Below are 25,772 nucleotides of genomic sequence, written 5' to 3'. Positions count from 1 at the left end.
CCAATAGATATAAATTTCTATTTTGAATTATTGTTTTCATATTCTTCTTTGTAATTGATAAACAGCTATACATTGTTAAAAAGTGGCTTTAATACCCATATTAATTACCCTGGCTTGTGGATAGTATTGTCCACTTGTATTGGTTGATTCAGGATCCCATATCTTGATTTTATCAAACGTAGCCAAATTGAGCCCGTTTGCATACACCCTTACACTATTTAACCCAACCTTTTCAACCAACGTAGTTGGCAATGTATAACCTAACTCTACATTCTTAAGTCTGATGTAGTTATTGCTCCTTAACCAATAGGTATTGTTTAAGGCATTATTGCTATCGGTATAATAGGTAGCACCTCTGTTTGATAAACGTGGGTTTACCGAACTTGGATTATCGATACTCCAGCGGTTCAGGTATGACCACTCTAAGAAGTTACCAATATCTCCCGATTCTGTTAGACCAACAATCTGCATTCCGCCGGTTGCCCCTTGAATAAGCACTGATAAGTCAAATCCCTTGTACTGAACATTAAAATTTACACCACCTGTAAAAGTTGGGGTTCCGTTTTTATCCAAACGGATCTTATCATCTGCATTAATTTTACCATCGCCGTTAATATCTTTAAACTTCATGTCGCCTGCGCGAAGATTACTCGTCAATGCACTGTATTTTTGTTTATTGATATCAGCTTCTGCCTGATCTTTAAAAACACCATCATAATCGTAAACCAACCACGAACTGGTTACCCTACCTGTAGAACGCTGCCATTCTGGAGCACCAGGGGTTTCATCCCAAAAAACGATCTTGTTTTTAGCATAACCACCATTTACACTCACACCAAAATTTAAATCACCAACCTGGTCATTGTAGCTTAATTTAAATTCGAAACCTTTGTTGTTTACTTTCCCTAAGTTAACTGGCGGTAAGCGATCGGTAATACCAGAACTTTCAGGCACCGAACTACCTCTGCTGATCAGAATATTTGTACGCTTATTATAGAAGTAATCAAATTCTAACGACAATTTATTATTTAAAAAGGATGCATCTAAACCAATATTGGCATTATTTGCTACTTCCCATCCAAAATCGAAATTGGGCACTTTACCTTCAGTTAAGGTTTTGGTTACCAGATCATTAAAAGTATAGGTGCCAAAGTTCATCAAACTGAGGTACTGATATTCCTGCAGGGCATCGCCAAAATAGGCTTCAGCTCCCATTTGCCCCCATGAGGCCCTTAATTTCAAATTGTTGACGAATTTAACATTGTCTTTGAAAAACGGCTCTTCAGATAAACGCCAACCTACTGATACCCCTGGGAAGAAACCGAAACGTCTATCTGTTGGAAAGATATAAGATCCATCTACCCGCCACAAAAATTCGGCAAGGTATTTTTCTTTATAATTATACCCCACCCTTCCAAAATAGCTTAACCGTGCTCTTTTAAATAAATTATTCGGGTCACCAGGATTATTACCTAACGATTGCTCCCTTTCATCACCTGCAAGTAACTCTTGAACAGATGATGATATAAAGTATCTTCTAAACGCAGTAAAACCGTCGTTGTTAACTGTTTCGCGTGTTACGCCGGCCATTAATCCAATAGTATGGTCACTAATCTTTTTATCATAGTTAACCATTCCGGTTAAGTTTATGGCCAATTGTCCGCCTGCGGTTTCCCTAAGTCTAGGATCGGTATATTGAGAGCGCACAGTACCTGCAAGCACTGGCGTTACACCATCGGCTGCAAAGGTTTTCTTGTCCCAATCGTAAAGTGTCCAGGGCAATTGCCAGTTTTTTTGCCTGCCGGAATATTTATCTATTGCAGCTGTACCCGTTACCTTCAATCCATCAACACCAGGAATTTTAATTTCTACTTTACCTGTAGTTTGAAAGTAATCTCTAACATCTTTATTAGTTCCTGTTAAGTCTGTAGTAGAAACCACCGGATTATAACCATATTCAATATCTCTACCGGGCAACCCGTTAGGCCATATGGCTATCTCATTAGGCCTTCCCCGCATTAAGAATCTAAAGATATCACCCGCTGAAACCGTTGGGAAATTACGATCTTCCTCTCTCGCACTTACCCCCAATGTTGTAGTAATATATTTACTTAATTTTGCTTCCAGATTAAAACGCATATCATACTGCTGATAACCTGTGGCAGAGTTTTTATAATAGCCATCCTGATTTAGATAACCTAGTGAAAGCAAATATTTAACATTTTCACTCCCTCCATTAATCTGGACATTGTGTCTTTGCTGAGGCGACCAATTTTGGAAAGTAGTTTTAAACCAATCAGTATTGGGATACCTTAAAGGATCTGAGCCGTCGCCGAATTTCCGGATTTCATCTGGTTTGTAAGCTGCATTAATCGTTTTACCGCCGGTTGATAAATAAGTACCTGTTGTTTTGAAACTATTCCAAGCTGCCGACCATTCATTCGGATTAAGATCAGAGCCGAAAATATTCAGTTCATTTAAAATCTCAGCATATTGAGTAGAATTGGCCATTTTAGGTATGCGTGTAGGCTGTTGTAGGCCATAACTAAAATCATAAGAAAATTGTGGTTTCCCCGATTTTCCCAATTTTGTAGTAATGAGGATTACTCCATTTGCAGCCTGCGAGCCATAAATAGCTGCAGATGCATCCTTTAGCACCGATACACTTTCTATATCGTTCGGATTTAGCCGCTCGATCCCACCTGCCCGGTTAGGTATTCCATCGATTACTATTAAAGCATTGTTATTTCCGAGTGAATTAATACCCCTGATCCGGATCGTAGAACCGTCGTATCCAGGCTCCCCGCTTCCTTGCAGTGCCGTAACGCCAGGTAAACGACCAGCCAATGAATTGGTTAAGTTTACTGAAGATGATTTAGCCAGTTCTGTACCTTTAACCGATGCTACAGCACCAGATACAACTGCCTTTTTTTGGGTTCCATACCCCACTACTACTACTTCAGATAGGTTTTGGTTGTTTTCTAATAAACGGACATTAATATTGGTTTGGTTTTTTACCTGAATCTCTTGATCTACATAACCTACATAGGTAAATACTAAAATAGCATCTTCGGGTACTTTTATGCTAAATTTTCCGGAAGCATCTGTTACGGTAGTTGCAGCACCTCCTTTTAATTTAACACTTACTCCAGGAATCGGACCTTTAGCATCGGTAACCTGTCCTTTCACAATAATATCCTCAAGCGGAGGTCTGTAAAAATCAAAGGGTTCTTTTTCGTGCAATGATGCTTTAGCAGACATGCTGGTAAACGGCGAAAAAACGAGACACCCACCGCAAACAAGAAACATGCTACTTCTGGCAAAAGTCTTCCATAGATTTTTTTTCATAGTTTTCAATTTATTTTGGTTAGATAATAATTGTATTATAATTTAATACTCATAAGTAATATCGAACTGTCATTACACAAATCAATTATACATGACTTATCGACATAATCGCTTACACCACTTAACATCAAAAAAATTAAGGCTCCCTTCTAATTACGCCAATAAATCATTGTTAACCATATCAAATCGGCTTTAATTAGTTCAAAATTCATTTTTGGGATTAAAAATTACAAGGTACGATGTACCTAATTTTGGACTTGCCGACGCTACAGTTCACATTTGGTTACACGCAAGATAGGAATATTAGGAGGTAAAAAAAAGGGGGTAAAATAATATTTATAAGGGGCTGATTAGTAAAAAAATAATTTCAAACTACACAAAGTAGCACTAATAATACAGCACTAAATATTATTGCAAAATAGGAAGAGAAGAAAATTATAATAATTGGAAGAATTCAAACTCAATACAAGATTAGCTTATTTTGTCGAAAGAAATGCCCCTTTCTAATTTTTGCAGGTAAGCTTTTAAGATTGCATTTTCGGGCTTTGCCAGCTGCGGATCGTCTTCAAAAAGTGCGATTACGGTGTTACGTGCTTCAGACAAAATAATCTGGTCTTTGGCCAGGTCGGCAAGCTTCAGATCTAAAACGCCGCTTTGCTGAGTTCCTGTAATATCGCCAGGGCCGCGTAGCTGTAAATCTATTTCTGATATCTCGAAGCCGTTGTTGGTTCTTACCATTGTTTCCAAACGAATCTTACCTTCTTTACTCAGTTTATTCCCACTCATTAATATACAAAAAGACTGTTCCGCACCGCGGCCTACCCTACCACGCAACTGGTGCAGTTGTGAAAGCCCAAACCGTTCGGCATTTTCAATTACCATTACCGAAGCGTTAGGTACGTTTACGCCCACCTCTATTACGGTAGTGGCTACCATAATTTGGCTTTTACCATCGACAAACTGCTGCATTTCGAACTGTTTATCGGCATTGGGCATTTGCCCGTGTACAATACTCATTTGGTAATCAGGCCTAGGAAACTGATAGCTCAACTGCTCAATTCCAGCTTCGAGATGCAAAAGATCTAATTTTTCGCTTTCCTTAATTAAAGGATAAACAATGTAAACCTGCCTGCCTTTGGCAATTTCCTGCTTCATAAAACCGAACATCCTGAGGCGTTGGCCTTCAAAAAGGTGTTTGGTTTCTATTGGTTTTCTGCCCGCAGGTAATTCGTCAATAACCGAAACATCAAGATCGCCGTATAGGGTCATGGCCAAAGTACGCGGAATTGGCGTAGCGGTCATCACTAGGATGTGTGGGGGAATAATATTTTTCCGCCAAAGCTTAGCGCGTTGCTCTACACCAAAACGATGCTGTTCATCAATCACAACCAGCCCCAAGTTCTTGAATTGAACCTTATCTTCAATCAGGGCATGCGTTCCGATCAGAATATCGATTTCTCCATTCTCTAATTGCTCATGCAAAACATTACGCTCCTTCTTTTTGGTATTTCCTGTAAGGATAGCAACACGCACCAGGTCGTTGGTTACAAGTTCTGTAATAGAGGCATAGTGTTGGCGCGCCAAAATTTCAGTGGGAGCCATCATGCAAGCCTGGTAGCCGTTGTCATTTGCTAAAAGCATACTCATCAGTGCAACCGCAGTTTTGCCGCTTCCTACGTCGCCCTGTACAAGCCGGTTCATTTGCACACCGCGTTGTGTATCTATCCTAATTTCTTTAACCACACGCTTTTGCGCATTGGTTAATTCGAAAGGTAAAAACTCATTATAAAAGCGGTTCACTTTTTCACCAACCTTTTCAAAAGTTACACCTTTAAATTTTAACTGGCGTAAATGTTTATTGTGCAAAAGCTGTAATTGGATGAAGAATAATTCTTCAAATTTTAGGCGTCTTTCTGCCGCACTTAAATCCTTCACATTTTTAGGAAAATGAATATTCAGCAACGCCAATCTTTTATCTGGCAGCTGATACTTATCAATGATGTATTGTGGTAAATTTTCGGGAACCTGGGGGATGATCTGATCCAACAAGCCAGCGATTAAACGCTGTAAGCCTTTTGAATCAAGATTAAACTTTTTAAGCTTCTCTGTTGAGTTATAAACCGGCTGTAAGGTTAAACTCCCCCGTCCCACCTGTTTGCGCTGGTACAGCTCCATTTCTGGATGCGAAATACTGAATGTACCGTTAAAGATGGTTGGTTTCCCAAAGGCCACGTAAGCGGTGCCAACAGTGATATTGTCATCAACCCATTTTAGGCTCTGGAACCAAACCAATTCCATAATTCCGGTTTCATCTTTAAAAACAGCAACAATACGTTTTGCTCTTTTATCGCCAATTACTTTTTTGCTGATCACGCGCCCAATAATCTGGATATATTGCGAATCAGGATTAATCTGGTTAATCTTGAAATATTTTGTACGGTCGATATACCTGAACGGATAGTGTGCAAGCATGTCCTGATAAGTGAACAGGCCGAGATCCTTTTTCAAAACATCGGCACGGCCTGGCCCAACGCCCTTTAAAAACTCAACAGGTGTATCTAATACCGAATTAAACAAAATATTTTACTGTTTCTTGTAAACAACACTCTTTAGCAACTGTCCGTTAAAAATAACGATCGATAGCAGCAAAAGCAAATAGGCAAAAAATTGGTGCAGATCTATTTTCTCTTTAAAGTAGAAAAATGCAACGGTAAATGCAACTATAGGGTTGAGATAGATCAAAATACCCAAGGCCGATGAAGGCATGCCCAACAGTGCATACGAATTTAAAAAGAGTGGAATAATGGTAAATACAATGGCAATCAACAATATATGCGACCAAAAGAAGGTTTCGGTAGGAAAAGGCGCAGCATTAAGAAAATACAACGGAAGCATTATTAATCCTGATAAAATTAACTGAACGCCCAAAAAATTAAACTTATCTACATCTTTAATTACTTTTAGCACAATAACATATATGGCATAAAAAGATGCGATGATAATGGCCCACATTACTTCATGTATAGAGCCTGTTGCCAATAGGATGATGCTTATAAATGCAATGATCAGGGCAATAATTTTAGCCTTTGTTAACTGCTCTTTTAAAATGATAAATCCACAGAGTGCAGTTAACAATGGGCACACCATATAGGCAAAGGCGGCTGCTTTTAAACTTACACTATTTACGGCATAGATATAAGTGAACCAGTTTCCCGTGATCAGAAATGACGACACTACGGTAAGCAACAATAGTCTTGTTTTCTTACGGGCGCTTAATGATTTTAAGAAATTCAAATCATTCTTTAATGCTTCCCTTCTGAATAAAAGAATAGTTGCCCAAACTACGATAATGGAAATAAATATCCTGTAGTATAAAATTTCGTGTGGCGGAAAACCTTTTATGTTACGCAAAGGTATAGACATTGTTCCCCAGATAATATAAGGAACAATGCCGGCTATAAAATATTTGCTTTTACTATCTGCCAAAATTAGCCTACAATGGCAATTACAGAAATTTCTACATTAACATTTTTAGGCAATACGGAAACCTGAACCGTTTCGCGCGCAGGGAAATCAGCAGTAAAATACTGTCCATAAACTTCATTTACCTGAGCAAAGGTACCCATATCGCTTAAGAAGATAGTAGACTTTACTACGTTATCGAAAGTTAAACCTGCTTCAAGCAAAACTGCTTTAAGGTTACGCATTACCTGGTGTGTCTCTTCTTCAATATTGCCAATATTTAATTCTCCATTTTCGGGATTAATGGCTACCTGGCCTGATACGAATAAAAAGTTTCCGGCTTGTACAGCTTGACTATATGGTCCAATTGGAGCTGGAGCATTGGTTGTTTTAATAATTTGTTTCATACAATTTTGGGGTTATTTAGCAAGCCATTGGATTAGCTTGTAGATGATACCTGCAAGAAAAATTAAGATGGCCAATGCATTTATAAAATGCATAATTTTCAGATTGATATTATTTGGCCTGTTTGGGTCCTTTTTTCTAAAGAAGTACATAACACAAACTTAGCTAAAAAGCTCAACACAGAAAATTAAAAGGCACAAAAAAAGTCCTGACTTTCATCAGGACTTTTTTAAATCTTATATTGAAATACTAGTTTCTAGCAGTTTCAACACGACGGTTTTGGATACGACCTTCTTCAGTATCGTTAGAAGCAATTGGATTAGCTTCGCCATTACCTTTAGTAGCAACTTGACTAGCGTTAACGCCAGAGTTTACTAAGTAAGTTTTAACAGAGTTAGCTCTGTCTTTAGATAATTTCAAGTTATATGCAGCAGTACCTTCGCTTGAAGCGTAACCGTTTACAGTTACTTTACCACCGTTTTCACGTAACACTGAAGATAATTTATCTAAAGTAGGGTAAGACTCAGTTTTTAAAACTGAAGAGTTGAAATCGAAACCGATTTTTTCGAAACCAGTTACATTGCTAGTAGCAGTAGAATCAACTTGTGGTTTTGGAAGAGGACAACCTGAACCATCAACAGCAGTACCAGCAGGAGTTCCTGGGCATTTATCGAATTGATCAGCAACACCGTCACCGTCAGTATCTTTTTTCAAATCTTCAACTGATTTTTCAACAGCAGAAACACGGTTTTTCAATGCTTCAACTTCTTGACGTAAAGTTGGATCTTTTAACTCATCGTACATAGTAGCTAATGGGTTAGTCCATTCTAAACTTGGTTTAGCAGAAGAACCTAAAGAGAATTCTAAACCAGCATAACCGTAAGAGAATTTATCTTTAGTTTGACCTTTTGCATAAACTCCGTCTAAGTTATCAGCATCAACAAAGTTCATTGTGTAACCTAAGTTAAAGTTAACACGCTCAGAAACTTTGAATTTAACACCAGCACCAACTGGAATGTAGAAACCTTTTACGTAATCTTTAGCATCATGTTTGTCATCAGCAGGACCAGTAGCTTTACCTTTCCAGTCGATAACAGTACCATTACCTAAAGTAACTTTCGGAGCATAAGCCATGTAACCCGCACCAGCAGTTAAGAAGAAACCTACTGAGTTCTCACGACGTAAGAAATCGATAGAACCTACGTTTACAACACCACGTAAATCTACAGCATATTGTAATTCAGTTTCGAAGTCTTTTACAGCTGGGTTAGTAATACCTTCGTTAGTACCTGAAAGTTTACCACGAGTTCCGTTTAATTCTAAACCGAATGAATGACCTAATTGTTTACGGATGTTTAAACCGTAACCTAAGTTAGCATCCCATTTGTTGAAGTCATTGGTACCACCGATAGCAACAACTGGCATTAAAACACCACCATGTACACCGATAGACCAAGTTCTGTACTGACCTCTACCGCCAAATACCTTGACAGCAGAAGTTGTTGCAGGTGCATCTTGAGCGACAGCAAGAGAAGCAACTCCTGTTAATGCCACTAAAGAAAGCGCAACACTTTTCTTTAAAGTAGAATAATTCATAATCTTTTTTCTTTTTTAAGGGTTAAACAATTTAATTGATTAATTTTTTAGTAATGCCAAAATTAAACAAAATTTTAAATTTTCAAACTTTTATACAAACTCCGTTCCAAACTTCACAGTAATTAATCATTTTATTACATTTGGCCATTGCCCATATAAAAATACCATTTTCATGAAATATCCTACTATTGATCAGTCATTATTTATTTTAAACAGAAAAAACTTTTCTAATTACTTAAAAAACAACTCATTAGCTATATTCAACTCAAGCGATGAATTTCCTAGAAGTGGCGATCAGAGCTTTATTTTTAAGCAAAACCCTGATTTATTTTATTTATCTGGAATCGATCAAGAACAAACAATATTGCTATTATATCCTGATTGTCCTAATCCTTTGTACAGAGAAGTCCTGTTTTTAAGACAGACTAATGATTACATTAAAGTTTGGGAAGGATACAAATACACTAAAGCGCAAGCTAAAGCTGCATCGGGTATTCAAGCGGTATATTGGATAGAAGATTTTGACAACATATTGCATAGCATTGTGAACTATGCTGAACATATTTATTTAAATACAAATGAGAATGATAGGTATGCCCATGAAGTACCTTATCGCGATATCCGTTTCATTGAGAAAATGCGGGCAAAATATCCGCTGCATCATTATGAACGTTCGGCACCAATTATGCGAAATTTACGTGCAGTTAAATCAGATGTTGAAGTTGAACTGACTAAAAAGGCTTCAGCAATAACACGTGATGCCTTTATCAGGGTATTAAAATTTACCAAGCCCGGCGTTAAAGAATATGAAATTGAAGCAGAGATTATCCACGAATTTATCCGCCAAGGCGGAACAGGCCATGCCTACACCCCTATTATTGCTTCCGGCCATAATGCAAACATCCTCCACTACAATGATAATAATCAGGAATGCAAAGATGGCGACGTAATACTTTTTGATTTTGGCGCCGAATATGCCAATTACAATGCAGATATGAGCCGCTCCATCCCTGTTAACGGTCGGTTCACCCAAAGACAAAAGCAGGTATACAATGCAGTATTACATGTAATGAAAGAGTCGATTAAATTAATAGGCGAAGGAACCATATGGAATAGCTACCACGAGCAGGTTGGCGAAATTATGACTGAACAACTGGTTAAGCTTGGACTTATTTCTACAACAGACATGAAAAACCAAACGGCAGCGTGGCCAGCTTATAAAAAATATTTTATGCATGGCAATTCACACCATTTAGGCATTGATGTACACGACTTTGCCGGAAGATACACGCCATTTGCAGCAGGCAATATTTTAACTGTTGAACCAGGAATCTATATTCCAGAAGAAGGCTTAGGCATCCGTTTAGAAAACAATATTCTCATAACCGCAAAGGGAAATATAGATTTAATGGCCGATATACCATTAGAAGCTGAAGAAATTGAGGAGATTATGAACAGTTAATCCAATTTACCTTGGCCGTTTTTCCGTTAACCGGTTCCAACAATTTATAGCTTAACCATTACTGATAAATTCATCAGCAAAACGATAAATATTAAAATCATCTTGCTTTAAGGCTGCCTGAACTTTTTCTAGCAGCCTTTTTTTATCAACAATCTTCATTTTTTCATACTGAATGAGTCTCCAGGCTTTCTCTGCAAACAGAAAAGCCCTTCGGTTATGATCAGCAGTAAGCGGCTTGATTATCCAAGCGCATAATTCATCAATACCTGTATTTTTATCGGCCACTGTTTTTAATATTGGGATAGTCTTCGTGCCCTGATGAACAATTTTCTTTAAATTATTGGCAAAAATAGCTGCACCTTCTCTATCAGCCTTGTTTATCACAAAGCAATCGGCAATCTCCATCAAACCAGATTTGATATTCTGCACCTCATCGCCCGATTCTGGAACCAGCACCACGATGGTTTTATCTGCTAATCCGGCAATTTCTACTTCCGATTGCCCAACACCAACAGTTTCTACAATAATCAGATCAAAATTAGCGGCTTTTAAAACATCAACCATCTCGATGGTTTTCGCCGAAATACCGCCCAGAGCGCCCCGCGTAGCCAACGAACGGATAAAAACATTTGGATTGTTAAACTGACCGGCCATGCGGATACGATCACCAAGCAAAGAACCAAAATTAAATGGAGAGGTAGGATCTATCGCCAATATGGCAATGCGCATTCCTTTCGTAACAAAATGACTGGCTATTGCATTTACCAAAGTACTTTTACCGGCGCCTGGAGGTCCGGTAATGCCTAAAACGGGGACATTAACCTGACTATCTAAATCTCTTAAAATCGAATCGGCCGGTGTAATGTTGTTTTCGACAAGGGTTAATGTTCTTGCCAAAACCTTGTAATTCCCGGCTTTTACTTCGCTTAAAATGGATAGATGCGTATTCATCAATAAAACTATCTTTGTACAAATAAACAAAAATTATCAGCTACAAAGCATCCACATAATGAAAGTTACCGGTTTTACCTTTTTAAGAAATGCAATTGTAAACGATTATCCGGCAAAAGAAGCCATACTTTCAGTCTTACCTTTGTGTGATGATTTTATAGTTGCACTGGGCAACTCATCTGATGAGACTTCTGAAATGGTTAAAAGCATCGACCCTAAAATCAGGACCATCGATACCGTTTGGGATGACAGCATAAGGGAAGGCGGTCGTGTTTTTGCTGATGAAACCAATAAGGCCTTAGCAGAAATAAACGAAGATACCGATTGGATGATCTACATTCAAGGTGATGAAGCCATACATGAAGATTATCTCCCCTTGATCAAAAAAGAAATGGAGCTAGCGCTTAACAACAGCAATGTAGAAGCCTTACTTTTAAAATACAAACATTTTTATGCTTCTTATGACTATCTGGCTGAATCCAGACGCTGGTATAGAAGAGAGGTTCGGATTATAAAAAATTTACCCGGGGTAAGATCTTACCGCGATGCGCAAGGCTTCAGAATTAACGACAGAAAACTTAAGGTTAAGCTAATTGATGCTTACATTTATCATTATGGCTGGGTTAAACCACCAAAAGGATTACAAGGTAAAGTGCGGAACTTTAATCAGTTTTATCAAACAGAAGAATGGATTGAAGAGAATTATCCCGTGCAGGAAACTTATGATATGCACAATGCCGATCGTTTAGTTCATTTTAAAGGTAGCCATCCAAAAGTAATGCAAGAAAGAATTGCTGCTGCAAACTGGAAATTTGAAAAAGATTTAACCAAGGAAACTCCAAAAATGAATTTCCGCAGGAGGGTTTTGCAAAAAATTGAAGATTTAACAGGAATGCGTTTGTTCGAATACCGGAATTATAAAATTGTAAAGTAGTCTACAATTTAAATCTGCCTATATTTGCATAATTTTTTTTCTTCTAAATACACGATTTAATTAATGGAAAAGCCTAAGGTCTTAGTAACTTTTGATTCGATGAAAGACGCCAATTGTGGCTATTTTTCATTTGGAAAAGGATTAGGCGACGCATTAATCCAGGAAAACAAAGGGAAGTTTGAATTAAAATTTTATCTTTTCAAACAGACAAAATATCTTTTTAACGGCTTGGTTGATATCATTTATCTTTCGAGATTAGATCGGTTATTTTTTAAGAAAAAAAATGATTTCGAAGTTGTTCATCTCTCTGATCAGACCTGCAGATTAAGACCAAAAAGAGTTAATGCAAAAAAAATAATGACCATTCACGACATGAATAAGGTTCATTTAAAGTTTAGCAGGCCACACAGAATCCAGGCATATCTAAAAAAACTGGGCAAGTTAATATCACAGTGTGATAAAATTGTATGCATATCGCAGTTTGTTGCAAATGATGTAAAACACTATTTCCCTGAGTCAGCAAATAAAATCAGTGTAATTTATAACGGGGCCGATAAATTAGTTTCAGATGAAAATCATCAGCCAGCTTTTAAACCTGGAAAGAAATTTCTATTTACCATTGGTTTGCTTTCGGTACAAAAAGGTTTTCACTTATTACCTGCATTATTAAAAGATAACGATTTTGAACTGGTAATTTCTGGAAGGGAAACACCTCACAAGCAGCGAATTTTAGAGGAAGCAGAAAAACATAATTGTTTGGATAGGGTACACATTACAGGGCCAATTAGTGATGAAGATAAAGCCTGGTACTACAAAAATTGCGATGCTTTTTTATTCCCTTCAGTTGCGGAAGGTTTTGGTCTTCCCGTAATAGAAGCCATGCACTTTGGAAAACCTGTTTTCCTCTCCAAATTCACCTCACTCCCAGAGGTTGGCGGCGACGTGGCTTATTACTTCGATAATTTTGAACCTGAACACATGCAGGAAGTATTTAAAAAAGGAATGGATGATTTCGCTCAAAATAATCGTGCTAAAGAAGCAATTGCCCAAGCAGAAAAGTTTTCGTGGGAAATTGCAGCGAACCAGTATCTGAATTTATATCAGGAATGTTTGGAATAACAGTTCTTAACCTGTATTCTATAGCCCAACGGTTGACGCGAAACATTCCGTAACACAGCATCTCAATCCATTCCATAACCTAAGAATTGTAATTTTAATTATGTTGGGCTTCACGATCTTATTCATATGTATGAAAAACCGTACATTTGCTCGGATTTTATTATATTTTTCCCCCGACCAGGTACTTCCTGGGTTTTGTTATATATACAATACTCAATGAAAACATATTTTCGTTTATTATCATTTGCCAAACCCATCGAAAAGTTTGCCATACCTTATATTATTGCAACATTATTCGCCATAATTTTTAATACTTTTCTATTCACATTACTAGGCCCACTGATGCAGGCTTTGTTTCTTGGCAAAGTGGTTACGAACATTAAACCGGATAAAGTTACAGGCTCATTAAATTTTCTTGGCAGGTTTAATGATTACATGGATGCCATAATTGCACACGATAAAATACATGCGTTGCAAATTATCTGCGTTGTTATTATTGCAACGGTATTCTTATCTAATTTATTCCGTTATTTTTCTCAGCGTTTTATGGAAGATCTGCGCGTGCATACTTTATTAAACTTAAGAAAAACAGTTTTTAATAACGTTATGAATTTACACGTGGGCTACTTTAATAATGAGCGCAAAGGCGATATCATTTCAAAGGTAGCATCTGATGTGCAGGTGGTTCAGTTTACCGTAACCAATACCCTACAAGTGGTTTTTAAAGAACCGTTACAGCTTATGTTCTTCGTAGGGGTTTTAATCTCCATCTCATTGAAATTAACGTTGTTTTCATTGTTGGTTATCCCAATATCTGGTTTTATTATCAGCAAAATAGTAAAAAGATTAAAACAGCAGGCAACACAATCGCATGAATCTTTTGCAAAGATGATCGGATTTTTAGATGAATCGCTCAGTGGAATAAAGATTATCAAAGCCTTTAATTCTACAGAAAGAATGAAGCAAAAGTTCGATGACGAAAACAAGTTTTATTCGTTTTTGAACAGAAAGATGGCAAGAAGGCAACAGCTTGCTTCCCCAGTTTCGCAAACACTCGGGGTTTTGGTTGTTGTATTTATCTTATTATATGGTGGCACCTTGATTTTAAGCGGAAAGGGAGATCTTGAAGCAGCAGATTTTGTGGTTTACTTGGCAACATTCTCTCAGGTGATGCAACCTATTAAAGCTTTAACCGATTCATTTAGCGGAATACATTCTGGAATTTCTGCCGGAGAACGGGTTTTAGACCTAATAGACACTAAACCATTGTTGGTTAATGAACCAGATGCGAAAGTTCTCGATGATTTTAACAGTACAATCAGCCTTCAAAATATATCATTCAGTTATGGGGAAAAACAAATCCTTAATTCGATAACCTTCGACATTGAAAAAGGGCAAACAGTAGCACTTGTCGGGCCATCTGGGGGTGGAAAAAGTACATTAATGGATCTGCTTCCACGTTTCCATGATCCAAAGACAGGAACAATTAAAATTGATGGCCACGATTATCGGGAGCTTACTGTCGAAAGCATCAGGGCGCAAATGGGAACCGTTAATCAAGAGTCTTTTCTATTTAACGATACCATTTTTAATAACATTGCGTTTGCCAAACCAGATGCCACAATGGAAGAAGTTGTTGCCGCAGCGAAAATTGCAAATGCGCACGATTTTATCGAGAATACAGAAGATGGTTATCAATCTTTTGTTGGCGATCGAGGAAATAAACTCTCTGGAGGCCAGAAACAGCGTGTTTGTATTGCAAGGGCTGTATTGGCTAATCCACCAATCATGTTATTGGATGAGGCCACTTCAGCATTAGACACCGAATCAGAAAAATTGGTACAGGAGGCTTTAAATAATTTAATGAAAAACCGCACCTCAATTGTAATAGCGCACCGTTTAAGTACAATACAACATGCCAATAAAATTGTTGTTATAGATAAAGGCAGCGTAGTAGAAACTGGAAGTCACAATGAGTTAATGAACAAAAATGGTTTATATAGGCGCTTAATCGACATGCAGGCTTTTAACGACTAACATTTAGATGAAGAAAGTACTATTTTTTATGCCTGATAATCCGCTAAAAAAAAATGCGGGCAACAGAACCAGGGCTTTAAGCATGTTAAGCTATTTTAAATCAAGGAATTTTGAAATTGATTTTGTAAGCGAGTATTTCACCGGAAAATGGAACGAAACAGATATTAAAGCATTTGAGCAAGCAGGCCTAGCCGATAATACTTATGTAATTAAAAAAAAACCATCTAAAAAGAACATACTCTATTATCTGCTTTTTTATAAACTGCCTAATTTCTTCTATCAGAATAGGGCTTGGTTCTTTCCGCTTCAATTCCCTGAATTGGTCACCTTAAGGTTTAAGAGGGCTTTCAAAAAAATTCTTAAAAACAACGATTACGATTACATCTTTATCAATTATGCCAGTTGGGCTACATTGGTAGAGGATAACTCCTTTACAAAAAAATCGATAAAAATAATTGATACACATGATTTTATAACCGCTCAACTTCAAAAAAAAGTTAATATTGGCCAATCTTTTAAAGAAGAAATCAGAAGGATTTCTTTGTTTGATATCGCTTTAACCATTTCTGTAGAAGAACAGTATATCTTTAGTCAATTCTGTAAAAACAAGGTGGTGTTAGCGCCAATGATGCTTGATAAAGCTCAAAATCTTCATGCTAGTAATGAGAAGTCGTTTGATCTGATATATGTGGCCAGCGATAATGTGCACAATCAAAAAGCTGCCAAATGGTTTTTTAAGGATGTGTATCCGTTATTACCAACCGGCTTGCAGATATGCATCATTGGACAGATAAACGAGCATCTTTCAATAAAGGCGCCGAATATTGTTTCCGTAAACTTTGCCGAAGATTTATCAATCTATTACCAAAATGCTAAAGTAGCGCTATGCCCTATGCTTACGGGCACTGGAACCAAGATAAAAGTAGTAGAAGCGCTATCTTATGGTCTACCGATTGTTTGTAATACCCGTGGGATCGATGGACTGATCAACAAGACCGACAATGGTTGTTTGGTTAGTGATGATCCCGTTGAATTCGGAAATAACATCATGAAACTATTAACAGACGAATCGGAATATAAAAAACAGGCAGAAAATGCCTTTGCTGCTTTTAGCATCAATTATGAAAAAGAACGTTGTTACAAAAATCTTGATACTGTTTTTGAAATAGTTTAATCACTCAAAATAAAATTGAGGGCATGTAATAACCTTTTTGTTGTAAGGAAGTGTAATGGAAAGGCTGTTTTTTCAAGATAATTTAATAGAGATATGAATTAAAGAAATCGATTTGTGAATAAATTAATGTATAACCTAGATCGAGCATGAGTAAAAAATTATCAATTATAACTATCAATTACAACAATAAGGCGGGGTTACAAAAAACAATTCAAAGCGTGGTAAGCCAAACTTGGCAAGATTTTGAGTTTATCGTTATTGATGGAAATAGTTTGGATGGAAGTAAAGATGTCCTTAATACATATTCTTCATTTTTTAGCTATTATGTATCTGAACCTGACAGTGGCATATATAACGCAATGAATAAGGGCATTAAGATTTCAACAGGTGATTATCTAATGTTTTTAAATAGTGGAGATTCTTTAATTGACAATACCATTTTAGAGAAATTGAATGCTGAATTAAATGGTCAATACGATATTTACTATGGAGATATCCTACACATTGATGGAATAAAAAAAGAGATCCGCACTTTTCCTGAAAAGTTAAATTTCGCTTTTTTTTATGAACAAAATATCTCTCATCAAGCAAGTTTTATTAAGGCGAAGCTGTTTAAGGATATTTTTCTATATAATGAAAATCTCAAAATTGTAGCTGATTGGGAATTCTTCACTTATGCAATTTGTAAACGCGAGGCTTCATATAAACACTTAGATTGTGTAATTGTAACTTATGATGGAACTGGAATATCCGCAAATTCAAAGAATCATCCAGGAATCGATAAAGAAAGAGATACTTCTTTGAATAGATATTTCCCTGAATTTGTTAAGGACTATGAATATTTGAAAGAGATAAAGTTTAAAAAGGCAGAACAATTTATGCATATAAAAAAGTATCCGATAGCCTATAAAATTTTGAAAGGCTTTATGAATATTATACTTTTATTTTTGCCAAAATTTAATAGAAACTAAAATGAATAGTTCTTGCGTAATTGTAATACCAGTGTACAAGTCAGAGCTTTCATTTTATGAAAAGATAGCTCTGACCCAATGTGGAAAGTTATTGTCTGATTATGATATTGTAATACTCAAACCAGATGATTTAGACATATCGAATATGCAGATAGGATTCACTTATAGTGAGGTGTCTTTCCCAAGTTTTTATTTTAAAAGCGTGTTTAGTTACAACGATTTAATGCTTTCGGAACTCTTTTATGAGAAATTCTTGAATTATAGCTATCTACTCATCTATCAATTGGATGCTTTCGTATTTAAAAATGAATTAAAATATTGGTGCAGCTTAGGTTATGATTATATAGGTGCTCCATGGTTGAGAGAAAAAGAATTCCCAACCTTATTTAAAAAGACCAAAGAGAAGCTTAGGTCCTACCTGCACAGAAGATATAATTTACTTGATAAACAAGGTCGGCCTGATATTGCACGACAATTGTACAATCATGTCGGCAATGGAGGCTTTTCGTTGAGAAAAGTTAAATCTTTTTATCATATCTGTATTCAAGAAAAAGAACTCGTAGAAAATTACGTTGGCCGGAACAGCAGCGATTATCATGAAGACATGTTTTGGACCATAGAAGTGAACCGCAAGAAGAAGAGAATAAAGATTCCCACTTACAAAGAGGCATTAAACTTTTCCATTGAAACAGCTCCACAAAGGGCAATGACTTTAATTAAAGGAAACATGCCTTTCGGTTGCCATGCGTGGGATAAAAACATCCATTTCTGGCAACCATACTTTAAAGAAGCAGGTTATCAGATTTAACTGCGCCAAATTTCTTTATTTAGCATTAAAAATAGACTAAAGTTGTTTTTTCTTAGCTTACTTCGCCAAAATATTTTAAATATTTCTATCTTTTTATACCCAGATATTTTCATCTGCTTTAGAAAGAATTTGAATGCATGTTTTTCAGCAAAGAAACTTTCTTTTTTTGATAACCCCTCTACATCTATCGGTAGGTCAGCGGCCCATTTTTCATGTAATTTTAATGTTTCCTCTATCCAGGTTTTACAATAATTTCCTTCTGAGAAATGTTCTATCAATACTTCAAAAGTTACAACGGCATAGTGTGTTTTATGTACTTGAAGTGAAAAATCCAGATCATAACAATGAAATTTTTTAAATGTTTCCTCATCAAAATTATTAGCTTCAACTATTTCTTTTCTGGTACAGAACCAAACTCCATCTACAACAACTACGCTTGAATACTTTTCATTTTTTACGTTTTGAGAAATGTGTTTTGTTTTCTCTTCGCTAAATTTATAGCGCTGAAGGATATTAACATAATTGATTTTTTTTTCACCGGCGCTACAAAACCATCCAGACGGAACTTTAGTTTTATAACTATTTCCGGCTATGCCAATCAATCCTATTTTCTCATCTTCATTAAAAATATCCGCAACAATAATACCCCAGTCTTTCGTTTTAATACTGATATCCTCGTGCATATAGCAAAGTAGCTGATATTTGGCCCGCTTTGCCCCTTCATTGTAAATTTCGCATAATCCACGTTTTCCATCAGCATTATCAAAACTGATAATTTCATGTTCAACTCCTATGGTTGCGGCAATGTTCTCCTTAACATCAGAAAGCTGATCTTTATTTACGGAGGCTATAATTATTGATATCATAGACCTAATTAATGTTAGCTGTTTTTTGTTTACATTTATTAATCTTATTCCAATATTCCTTTATAAACAAGAATTTGCCTTTACTCAAAAACTTCCTCCGTTTTTGTAACGGGAAGAGTATATTATAGTGATTAAAAAAGAAAATAAAATTTAAAGCACTATCAAAAAAACCTTTATCGCCTAAATACAAATCCATAAGATGATTAATAAATGATTCTTCTCCCTTTTGTTTAAGAAAATTATAAAAATACTGCAGCTGGTTCTTAGTCGATTTATAGTCGACTATTGCTAAGGCGGATAGATCGGAATCAGACAAAAAAACTTCTTGATGAACAACTGAATTTCGATGAACCCTGTAATCCGTTGTAATTTCGTTAAGATATCCAAGTTCATTATAATAACTCGACAGAAATCCAATCCACCAATCGTAATAGCCATGTTCAGGGAAAGGAAATGTTTTTTCCAAAAATACTCTTTTAGCTAAAATAGTATGCCCAGTTACATAATTGTTTATTAGAATAGATTTATAATCAAATTTTTCAGTCATAGGGTGTTCTAATAATAACTTTCCTACTGGCTCACCCTTTTCATTTATTAATCTTGAATTTGAAAATATAACTCCTTTTTTGGCAATTTCAAGTTGTAACCTTTCCAACTTATTACTATACCAGACATCATCCTGATCACAAATTGCAATTAAATCCCCCTTACCTAATCGTATTGCTTTTTCAAAATTCTTATTGAATCCTAAATTTTTTTCATTCTTATAAAAATGGATAAATTGATATTGATTAGCGTATTCCTCAATAATATCAATAGTGTGATCAGAAGAAAGATCATCTACAATGATGATTTCGAAATTTGTATACGTTTGGGTTAAAACACTTTCTATTTGTGTTCTTAAATACTTCTCTCCATTATAAGTACACATTACAATTGAGATTAGAGGATTTTCCATACTGAAATAAAATTAAAGAATGTTTTTTTTGGTTAGATTCTCTAATTCTAGGGAAGCCTGACTAGGTGTAAAATAAGATTGTTTTCTTACTTTATGTAAATTGAAACAATCGTCTGTGATAATTAATGTACCATTCTGCAACCCCAGCCAATGTTCGAAATAATAACGGTCTTCGGTAATAAAAGGTTCATCACAATTAATAATATAACTTGCCCGGGCATACCAAAAATTAAACCATATCCATCCACCCCTAGTACCTTGTTTTTCCGAATCACTATTATCTCCAATAGCAGGCATTAAACCTATTTTATTTATTCTTTTGTCGTTAAAGATTTGCAGTTTTTTCCTCCAATTTTCAAATGTTAGTTTAAGCAAAGTTATTTCTTCAGTTTTACGGGAATGAACATTATAACTCATTCCTTTTGAATGGAAATATATTAAATAACTATCAGGATTTTGATGGGCCAGGTCATAAACTAATTTAATCGCAGGAAATTCGAAATTATTTTCTTTTGATGTTGTAATTATAGCATCTACTACCAAGGCTTTAATTAATTCGATAACAGGTAGGGTATCATCCTTGGTATCTGTAATATGAACGTGTAAATCGGCCTCGTCTAAAATGCCATAACTTTTTAACTGGAGTAGTTGCCCGGAAATTATTCCCCGCCAGTTAGAATTACGATTAACATAAACATAATAAACGATCTTTATCTTTTTTGATTTCTCATTGAGATTAATTTCGATATCCGCATCATAGTTATCTTCAATAATGTTATATTTCCTGCCATTATAGTCGAGCTGTAAAAACTTCACTTTTCCAAATTGAGGGTCGGAAAACACTTCATTAAAGTTTTGCTTCGCTGGGATGTGGATTTTACTGCCAATTTGGAATTTTTGTAAAACCAATTCAGTTACATCAATAACTTCAATAGCATCCATATTAATGTTAAAAACACCATAGATAGCTTTAAAATTTATATTATCCATGTTATTATTTACCACCAACAGACCATCTCATTTTAGTTTTCAAAATTAATTTAACTAGAAATAAAGTTACGAAATATGCAATTGAAAATTTCAATATGGAATAACCTATGTTTGTCCAAACAGAAAAATTCTTTGGATCTAAATGAAAAGGAACAAATATAAGAGGAAAAACTCTTTCTATTACAACAGCGTGAATAAGATAGATGCCAAAAGTCGTATTTCTGGGATCGATCCTTTTCTGAAGCGAGGGAATATTGCCAATCTTTAACATTAGCACAAAAGCAACTATTGAGTAAATTATATTACTTATTCTCAAGGTATTGTATGGATCAGGATTACCTGATTTTAAAAGATAGGCAGCCTCCCAATCAGCCAACAAAAAAGCAACAACTACAGCCAAAATAAGACTTATTAGGGGCGTTTTTTCTATCCATTTCTTGAAGTGATCGTAGTATCGATTCATATAAACACCTAACCAGAGATAAAAAACAAAGCCGAATAATGCAGTAGAATGTTGCGTAATTATCCAATGATGGTACAAATTAAAACTATAAAATATAGAAATAAAACCTAAGATTACACCAAACCATATGCTATATAAATAACGTTTAAAAATAAGGAGTAGACTAATACAAATCAGAAAATTTAATATAAACCAATAGCTTGTAAAAAATAAAGTACTTACAATTCTATCGCCAGCATAGGCAAAAAAATGCGTCACAATCCGATCATCACTTCCTTTACTATATGCAACGTAGCGGTCTAAAAAATCAAGTAACACAAATACTAAAATCCAAAATAGCCAGGGCTTTATTGTATTTTTAAACCGGTTTCTAAGATATTGACCGGGGGTGTATTCTTGAAATTTATAATTGATTAAAAATCCTCCAATTAGAAAAAAAGAGATAGTTCCAAATTTAAAGAATTGCATAACGGAAACTTCAACGAAAGTATCCAATTTATTGATATAACTAAATCCATAAAACACTGATGCATGTTCAAATACAATTCCAATCATAGAGATACATCTTATCGTATCAACAAAATCAAAATTTTTTTTTGGAGGTGTTGCTTGTTGTGTTAAATCAGTATTCATTAAACGCTTTGGTAGTTGATTTTACAAATATCCGCAAAAAAAAGAGTCCTGAATTGATTCAGGACTCTTTTAACATTTATGTATGTAAAATATTACAGTCCCAGATAATACATTAAGACTGTAAGATATCTCAATCTATTGCTATAAGGATAAACAATTTATGGTTTTGTTTTATAAAGATATCCTTCAATTCCTTCATAGTGATAGCCAGGGTAATTGCCAGAAGCCGTTGTATAATAGTGATCTGTATTGTTATAGTATCTATACAATGGCACTGTACCTGGAAATTGATTTATATACATATATCCTACAACTCCTTGAAACTGATAGCCCGAATAACTACCATTAGTAGTTGTATAATAATGATCTGTGCCATTATAATATTGGTATAAAGGAACACTACCTGTGGATTCTTCTTTATATAAATAACCTTCAATTCCTTCAGAGTGATAACCAGGGTAACTACCATTAGTTGTAGTATAATAGTGTTCTGTCCAATTATAAAATCTATATAAAGGGAATGTTTCATAGACTACATTAATCTGTCTATCAGCGATATATTTTTCAACCGCTGCCTTTACCTCTGCTTTTTTAACCGGATCAGTTATAAATTCATAAATAGGTACAGCATTATCTATAGCTACTAAAGCACAATTTTTAGTATTTACACTTTGTTCCCATCCAGATATATTGACTGATTCAGAGGAATATCCATTTGAATCAAACGAAACACTTCTCCCCGAATTCGTTCCACCATAAAATTTCAAACCCAAAGTTCTTTCCCTACTCTCATTAAAATCTCTTGTCATTTCTTCATTACTTCTTGTCGAAGAAATATCTATACCAAATTTTTTTACAAAAAAGCCTAATGCTCCCTCCAAAGACTCTGTCTTCTTCTGAGTAGTCGTCTCATTCACTATTGAGCCGTTAAAATCAAAAACTAATCGCCCTCCTAAACTAATATTTGTTAAAACATGCGTACCGTATCTTTCTATTAAAGCATCGGCACTAGTAGTATTAACATTATTTAAAAATTCAGGGGTTAAATAATTTTTAAGTAAATCTATACTAACATCTCCAGTAAATTGAATAATTTTTATTCTATAAGTTTCTTCAAACCGAGCATACGAATATTTGTTTGAAAAACTGTATATATTTTGATTTTTATTCTTAGATGTCAAAGAGCCCGTAAAATAAGACTTGCCGTCTTCTGTAGGAGATTTAGTTCCTGCAGTAACTGATAAACTAAAATTCCTTTCTTTTATTACGTCTTTTAAATATTCATAAGCAGTTGCCCCATAGTAATAATATTGTTTTCCTTCAGTAGTCGTTGGTGTATTAATACGATTGAAATAATCTATTTCAAACCTTTTCATATCAATAACTGTTGCATCTGAAGCATTTTCAAGAGCCAATGGATCTCCCGTCATATCATAACCGTAGCCTAATAAATCCCACTTTTCATCACCTGCGATCGCTAAATTTTTATGATTGCCAGTTAGTCCCTTTTCTTCTGCAAGCTCATTTTTCTTGCAACCACTAAATGCAGCTGTAATTACACACAGCAAGCAAATAATTTGTAATTTGTAATTGTTTTTCATCGGTATTTATCTGTTATTTTTTTCACAAAACTACCGACAAGAAATATTAATTATGATAATTTGTAGTTATCAATATAATTATTAATCATACTCACTTATAAATTAGTAAATACTAAATTAAAGAGTTAATTCTACATACATATTGCTTGATAAATATAAAATCAATTAATGTTTTAACCTCAGTCTATTTTCGATCATACCAACATTGTCTTGAGCACTAAACACAGAAGATTGTGCATCTACATTTCCTTTTAAAACGCCGGCAGTTTTTTTTGGAGCCAACTGTATTTCACCCCTTATTGCTGAAAGCGTAGATTTCAAACATCTTTCTTCAGGATCGCCTAATATAGGATTTGCAGATCCAACAACATTCAAATCAGGTTCCATGCCATTGAAATAATCAGACCATCCCTGTGCATTTTTAATTAGAAAGCTACTGAGATAAACCGAGTATTGATCGATATTAACGCCGAAAAAACCCACTGGTTTCCCATATGTTGTTTCTCCAATTAATTTAACATTAAAATAAGGTTTCAAACAGCTAATCAATAATTCGCTTGCCGAAGCTGTTTGGCCAGATACTATGATGTACACATCCTGAATTGATTCTAAAGTTCCCTTTTTATTGAATTTATAAGTATTGCCATTTTCTGTATAATCAACATCAGCTAATGTAGCCAAACGGCCGTTGTAAATTACAGTTTTTCCTTTCTCATCTAGATACGGTTGATGACGCAGAATTGTTGCCTTACCATTTTGAAGTGTTTGATTAAATTGTTCTGAATACATTATTTTGCCGTTTAATGCACTTGGAGTGATTAGATTAGCAACATACTCTGCTGTTTCAACATAGCCGCCGCCATTAGAACGTAAATCTAAAATAAGATATTTAGGTTTAGCAGCTGCCATTTCATTAAAAACCTGATCTAATTTCAATTGAGCGTTAATTAAGGAGGGGAATGAGCCTAAGGCTACATAAGCAATCACCTTATCGTCCAACTCGATGATGCGCCTGGCCAACACAGCTTCTCCGTTAATAACTCCTGCACGAGTTCCACCACTATTAGATCGTCCGATCTGTAAATAGGAGTATTTTGGCACGCTATTATAGCTTGAGATTTCAAATGGTTTGCCCGTTACAGGGTTTAGTTTAAGTTGTGAAATATCAAAAAGTTCGTTCTTAATAGCACTTAATTCTGGTTTGGTGTTGCTGTATTTTTCTCTGGGATTAAAATTGCTATAACTAGGCAATACATCATTCCATAAGTAAATCTGTTTTGCGTATAGAAAAATAGAATCGAGGGTAAATTCAGTTCTTGTTCCCGTAGATGGCGAAACAATTTCATCCTCATTTGTACCTTTTGGCCGCTCTTTTTTGCAAGAAGAATAAGCAGCCAGAATTAATAAGAAGATAACAGATTTTATTAATATGCTATATGTAATATGATTATTGTTATTAGTTTTCAATTTTATAAGCTCAAGATTTAACTAGATTAAAACCATTTACAGGAATCATTATTTTTTTCCTATAAATTAAATCCGCAACAAATAAACATATTTTATTTATTAATTTTGACAATCCTGTATTATCACAATGTACTTATTAATATACAATAAATAAACATACGGAAATACAAGGTTATTAACGCTTCTCAACATGTTAGATATAGGAAATACTTTAAGAAAGTATAGAAATAAAAATAATTACACGCAGCAATATGTTGCCAATGTAATTGGAATAAGTAGGGTTACTTATCGAAAATGGGAAAATAATGTGGTCGATTTTTCACTCTCACAACTGAGCAAAATTGCGGTCCTCTATGATATTACAATCCATGAGATTATCACCCAATCTGATTTTAGAAAGAACAAAATAATTTCTCTTCAACAAAAAGGGCATCAATGTTATTGATGATGTATGCTATTTTACTTATGCGTTAATCGAATCGATAGTATAGCCGAGCTTTCCATAACTATAAATTAGCACATACAAA

At 35.2% G+C, this 25,772-nt stretch carries 21 protein-coding genes; 8 read left to right on the top strand and 13 right to left on the bottom strand.

Annotated features, from left to right (window positions below; all coding sequences use genetic code 11):
- Positions 1 to 75 precede the first annotated feature (75 nt).
- From J7E57_RS00525 to J7E57_RS00505, 6 genes are all read right to left on the bottom strand, one after another.
- A complete protein-coding gene (locus tag J7E57_RS00525; RefSeq protein WP_215129574.1) occupies positions 76 to 3,348 on the bottom strand; it encodes a SusC/RagA family TonB-linked outer membrane protein in 3,273 nt (1,090 codons plus the stop codon).
- 471 nt (positions 3,349 to 3,819) lie between these two features.
- Positions 3,820 to 5,925: an ATP-dependent DNA helicase RecG gene (gene recG / locus J7E57_RS00520; protein WP_215129572.1), complete on the bottom strand. Its 2,106-nt coding sequence runs from the start codon at positions 5,923 to 5,925 to the stop codon at positions 3,820 to 3,822.
- Between the two features lie 6 nt (positions 5,926 to 5,931).
- Positions 5,932 to 6,834, bottom strand: a complete 903-nt coding sequence (locus tag J7E57_RS00515; protein WP_215129570.1) for an EamA family transporter — start codon at positions 6,832 to 6,834, stop codon at positions 5,932 to 5,934.
- Between the two features lie 2 nt (positions 6,835 to 6,836).
- Positions 6,837 to 7,217, bottom strand: a complete 381-nt coding sequence (locus J7E57_RS00510; protein ID WP_029274517.1) for a RidA family protein — start codon at positions 7,215 to 7,217, stop codon at positions 6,837 to 6,839.
- A 12-nt stretch (positions 7,218 to 7,229) separates the two neighbouring features.
- Complete coding sequence (locus J7E57_RS27340; RefSeq protein ID WP_317130071.1) at positions 7,230 to 7,367, bottom strand: DUF6728 family protein; 138 nt, start codon at positions 7,365 to 7,367, stop codon at positions 7,230 to 7,232.
- Between the two features lie 97 nt (positions 7,368 to 7,464).
- Positions 7,465 to 8,811, bottom strand: a complete 1,347-nt coding sequence (locus tag J7E57_RS00505; RefSeq protein WP_215129568.1) for an OmpA family protein — start codon at positions 8,809 to 8,811, stop codon at positions 7,465 to 7,467.
- 172 nt (positions 8,812 to 8,983) lie between these two features.
- On the opposite strand from J7E57_RS00505, the gene J7E57_RS00500 reads away from it, so the two are divergent.
- Entirely contained in the window at positions 8,984 to 10,273 is a 1,290-nt protein-coding gene (locus J7E57_RS00500; protein ID WP_215129566.1) for an aminopeptidase P family protein, read from the top strand.
- Between the two features lie 51 nt (positions 10,274 to 10,324).
- Here J7E57_RS00500 and meaB read toward each other — a convergent pair whose 3' ends face one another.
- Entirely contained in the window at positions 10,325 to 11,224 is a 900-nt protein-coding gene (gene meaB / locus J7E57_RS00495; RefSeq protein ID WP_215129563.1) for a methylmalonyl Co-A mutase-associated GTPase MeaB, read from the bottom strand.
- Between the two features lie 58 nt (positions 11,225 to 11,282).
- On the opposite strand from meaB, the gene J7E57_RS00490 reads away from it, so the two are divergent.
- From J7E57_RS00490 to J7E57_RS00465, 6 genes are all read left to right on the top strand, one after another.
- Positions 11,283 to 12,158 (top strand): glycosyltransferase family 2 protein, encoded by an 876-nt coding sequence (locus tag J7E57_RS00490; RefSeq protein ID WP_215129561.1) that lies wholly within the window; start codon positions 11,283 to 11,285, stop codon positions 12,156 to 12,158.
- A gap of 63 nt (positions 12,159 to 12,221) precedes the next feature.
- Positions 12,222 to 13,277: a glycosyltransferase family 4 protein gene (locus tag J7E57_RS00485; RefSeq protein ID WP_215129559.1), complete on the top strand. Its 1,056-nt coding sequence runs from the start codon at positions 12,222 to 12,224 to the stop codon at positions 13,275 to 13,277.
- Positions 13,278 to 13,493: 216 nt separating this feature from the next.
- Positions 13,494 to 15,314, top strand: a complete 1,821-nt coding sequence (locus tag J7E57_RS00480; RefSeq protein ID WP_215129557.1) for an ABC transporter ATP-binding protein — start codon at positions 13,494 to 13,496, stop codon at positions 15,312 to 15,314.
- Positions 15,315 to 15,321: 7 nt separating this feature from the next.
- Positions 15,322 to 16,488 (top strand): glycosyltransferase, encoded by a 1,167-nt coding sequence (locus J7E57_RS00475; protein ID WP_215129555.1) that lies wholly within the window; start codon positions 15,322 to 15,324, stop codon positions 16,486 to 16,488.
- A gap of 146 nt (positions 16,489 to 16,634) precedes the next feature.
- On the top strand, positions 16,635 to 17,459 hold the full coding sequence (locus J7E57_RS00470) for a glycosyltransferase family 2 protein (RefSeq protein WP_215129553.1): 825 nt from the start codon (positions 16,635 to 16,637) through the stop codon (positions 17,457 to 17,459).
- Between the two features lie 145 nt (positions 17,460 to 17,604).
- Positions 17,605 to 18,267, top strand: coding sequence for a DUF5672 family protein (locus J7E57_RS00465; protein WP_215129551.1), 663 nt, complete (start codon positions 17,605 to 17,607; stop codon positions 18,265 to 18,267).
- On the opposite strand, the gene J7E57_RS00460 is transcribed toward J7E57_RS00465, so the two are convergent.
- From J7E57_RS00460 to J7E57_RS00435, 6 genes are all read right to left on the bottom strand, one after another.
- Entirely contained in the window at positions 18,264 to 19,133 is an 870-nt protein-coding gene (locus tag J7E57_RS00460; protein ID WP_215129549.1) for a glycosyltransferase, read from the bottom strand. The genes J7E57_RS00465 and J7E57_RS00460 overlap by 4 nt on opposite strands.
- A gap of 4 nt (positions 19,134 to 19,137) precedes the next feature.
- Positions 19,138 to 20,091 carry a glycosyltransferase family 2 protein gene (locus J7E57_RS00455; RefSeq protein WP_215129547.1) on the bottom strand — a complete coding sequence of 318 codons (954 nt, stop codon included), beginning with the start codon at positions 20,089 to 20,091 and terminating at the stop codon, positions 19,138 to 19,140.
- A 12-nt stretch (positions 20,092 to 20,103) separates the two neighbouring features.
- Positions 20,104 to 21,081: a hypothetical protein gene (locus J7E57_RS00450; RefSeq protein ID WP_215129545.1), complete on the bottom strand. Its 978-nt coding sequence runs from the start codon at positions 21,079 to 21,081 to the stop codon at positions 20,104 to 20,106.
- A gap of 4 nt (positions 21,082 to 21,085) precedes the next feature.
- On the bottom strand, positions 21,086 to 22,177 hold the full coding sequence (locus J7E57_RS00445; protein WP_215129544.1) for an acyltransferase family protein: 1,092 nt from the start codon (positions 22,175 to 22,177) through the stop codon (positions 21,086 to 21,088).
- A gap of 158 nt (positions 22,178 to 22,335) precedes the next feature.
- Positions 22,336 to 23,778 (bottom strand): MAC/perforin domain-containing protein, encoded by a 1,443-nt coding sequence (locus J7E57_RS00440; protein WP_215129542.1) that lies wholly within the window; start codon positions 23,776 to 23,778, stop codon positions 22,336 to 22,338.
- 165 nt (positions 23,779 to 23,943) lie between these two features.
- Entirely contained in the window at positions 23,944 to 25,245 is a 1,302-nt protein-coding gene (locus tag J7E57_RS00435) for a S41 family peptidase (RefSeq protein ID WP_215129541.1), read from the bottom strand.
- Positions 25,246 to 25,435: 190 nt separating this feature from the next.
- On the opposite strand from J7E57_RS00435, the gene J7E57_RS27385 reads away from it, so the two are divergent.
- Positions 25,436 to 25,690 (top strand): helix-turn-helix domain-containing protein, encoded by a 255-nt coding sequence (locus tag J7E57_RS27385; RefSeq protein ID WP_215129538.1) that lies wholly within the window; start codon positions 25,436 to 25,438, stop codon positions 25,688 to 25,690.
- Positions 25,691 to 25,772 lie beyond the last annotated feature (82 nt).

The sequence above is a fragment of the Pedobacter sp. ISL-64 genome, from assembly GCF_018613605.1.
GTDB lineage: Bacteria > Bacteroidota > Bacteroidia > Sphingobacteriales > Sphingobacteriaceae > Pedobacter.
The sequence above is the reverse complement of the archived record's forward strand: the minus strand, read 5'-3'. Positions and strand labels throughout refer to the sequence as shown.

Coding starts and splice junctions, on each gene's coding strand:
- J7E57_RS00480 (WP_215129557.1), top strand. CDS start 13,494: ATGAAAACATATTTTCGTTTATTATCATTTGCCAAACCCATCGAAAAG.
- J7E57_RS00470 (WP_215129553.1), top strand. CDS start 16,635: ATGAGTAAAAAATTATCAATTATAACTATCAATTACAACAATAAGGCG.
- J7E57_RS00500 (WP_215129566.1), top strand. CDS start 8,984: ATGAAATATCCTACTATTGATCAGTCATTATTTATTTTAAACAGAAAA.
- J7E57_RS27385 (WP_215129538.1), top strand. CDS start 25,436: ATGTTAGATATAGGAAATACTTTAAGAAAGTATAGAAATAAAAATAAT.
- J7E57_RS27340 (WP_317130071.1), bottom strand. CDS start 7,367: ATGTACTTCTTTAGAAAAAAGGACCCAAACAGGCCAAATAATATCAAT.
- J7E57_RS00485 (WP_215129559.1), top strand. CDS start 12,222: ATGGAAAAGCCTAAGGTCTTAGTAACTTTTGATTCGATGAAAGACGCC.
- J7E57_RS00505 (WP_215129568.1), bottom strand. CDS start 8,811: ATGAATTATTCTACTTTAAAGAAAAGTGTTGCGCTTTCTTTAGTGGCA.
- J7E57_RS00490 (WP_215129561.1), top strand. CDS start 11,283: ATGAAAGTTACCGGTTTTACCTTTTTAAGAAATGCAATTGTAAACGAT.
- J7E57_RS00525 (WP_215129574.1), bottom strand. CDS start 3,348: ATGAAAAAAAATCTATGGAAGACTTTTGCCAGAAGTAGCATGTTTCTT.
- J7E57_RS00445 (WP_215129544.1), bottom strand. CDS start 22,177: ATGAATACTGATTTAACACAACAAGCAACACCTCCAAAAAAAAATTTT.
- J7E57_RS00455 (WP_215129547.1), bottom strand. CDS start 20,091: ATGGAAAATCCTCTAATCTCAATTGTAATGTGTACTTATAATGGAGAG.
- J7E57_RS00460 (WP_215129549.1), bottom strand. CDS start 19,133: ATGATATCAATAATTATAGCCTCCGTAAATAAAGATCAGCTTTCTGAT.
- J7E57_RS00510 (WP_029274517.1), bottom strand. CDS start 7,217: ATGAAACAAATTATTAAAACAACCAATGCTCCAGCTCCAATTGGACCA.
- J7E57_RS00440 (WP_215129542.1), bottom strand. CDS start 23,778: ATGAAAAACAATTACAAATTACAAATTATTTGCTTGCTGTGTGTAATT.
- meaB (WP_215129563.1), bottom strand. CDS start 11,224: ATGAATACGCATCTATCCATTTTAAGCGAAGTAAAAGCCGGGAATTAC.
- J7E57_RS00450 (WP_215129545.1), bottom strand. CDS start 21,081: ATGGATAATATAAATTTTAAAGCTATCTATGGTGTTTTTAACATTAAT.
- J7E57_RS00475 (WP_215129555.1), top strand. CDS start 15,322: ATGAAGAAAGTACTATTTTTTATGCCTGATAATCCGCTAAAAAAAAAT.
- J7E57_RS00465 (WP_215129551.1), top strand. CDS start 17,605: ATGCAGATAGGATTCACTTATAGTGAGGTGTCTTTCCCAAGTTTTTAT.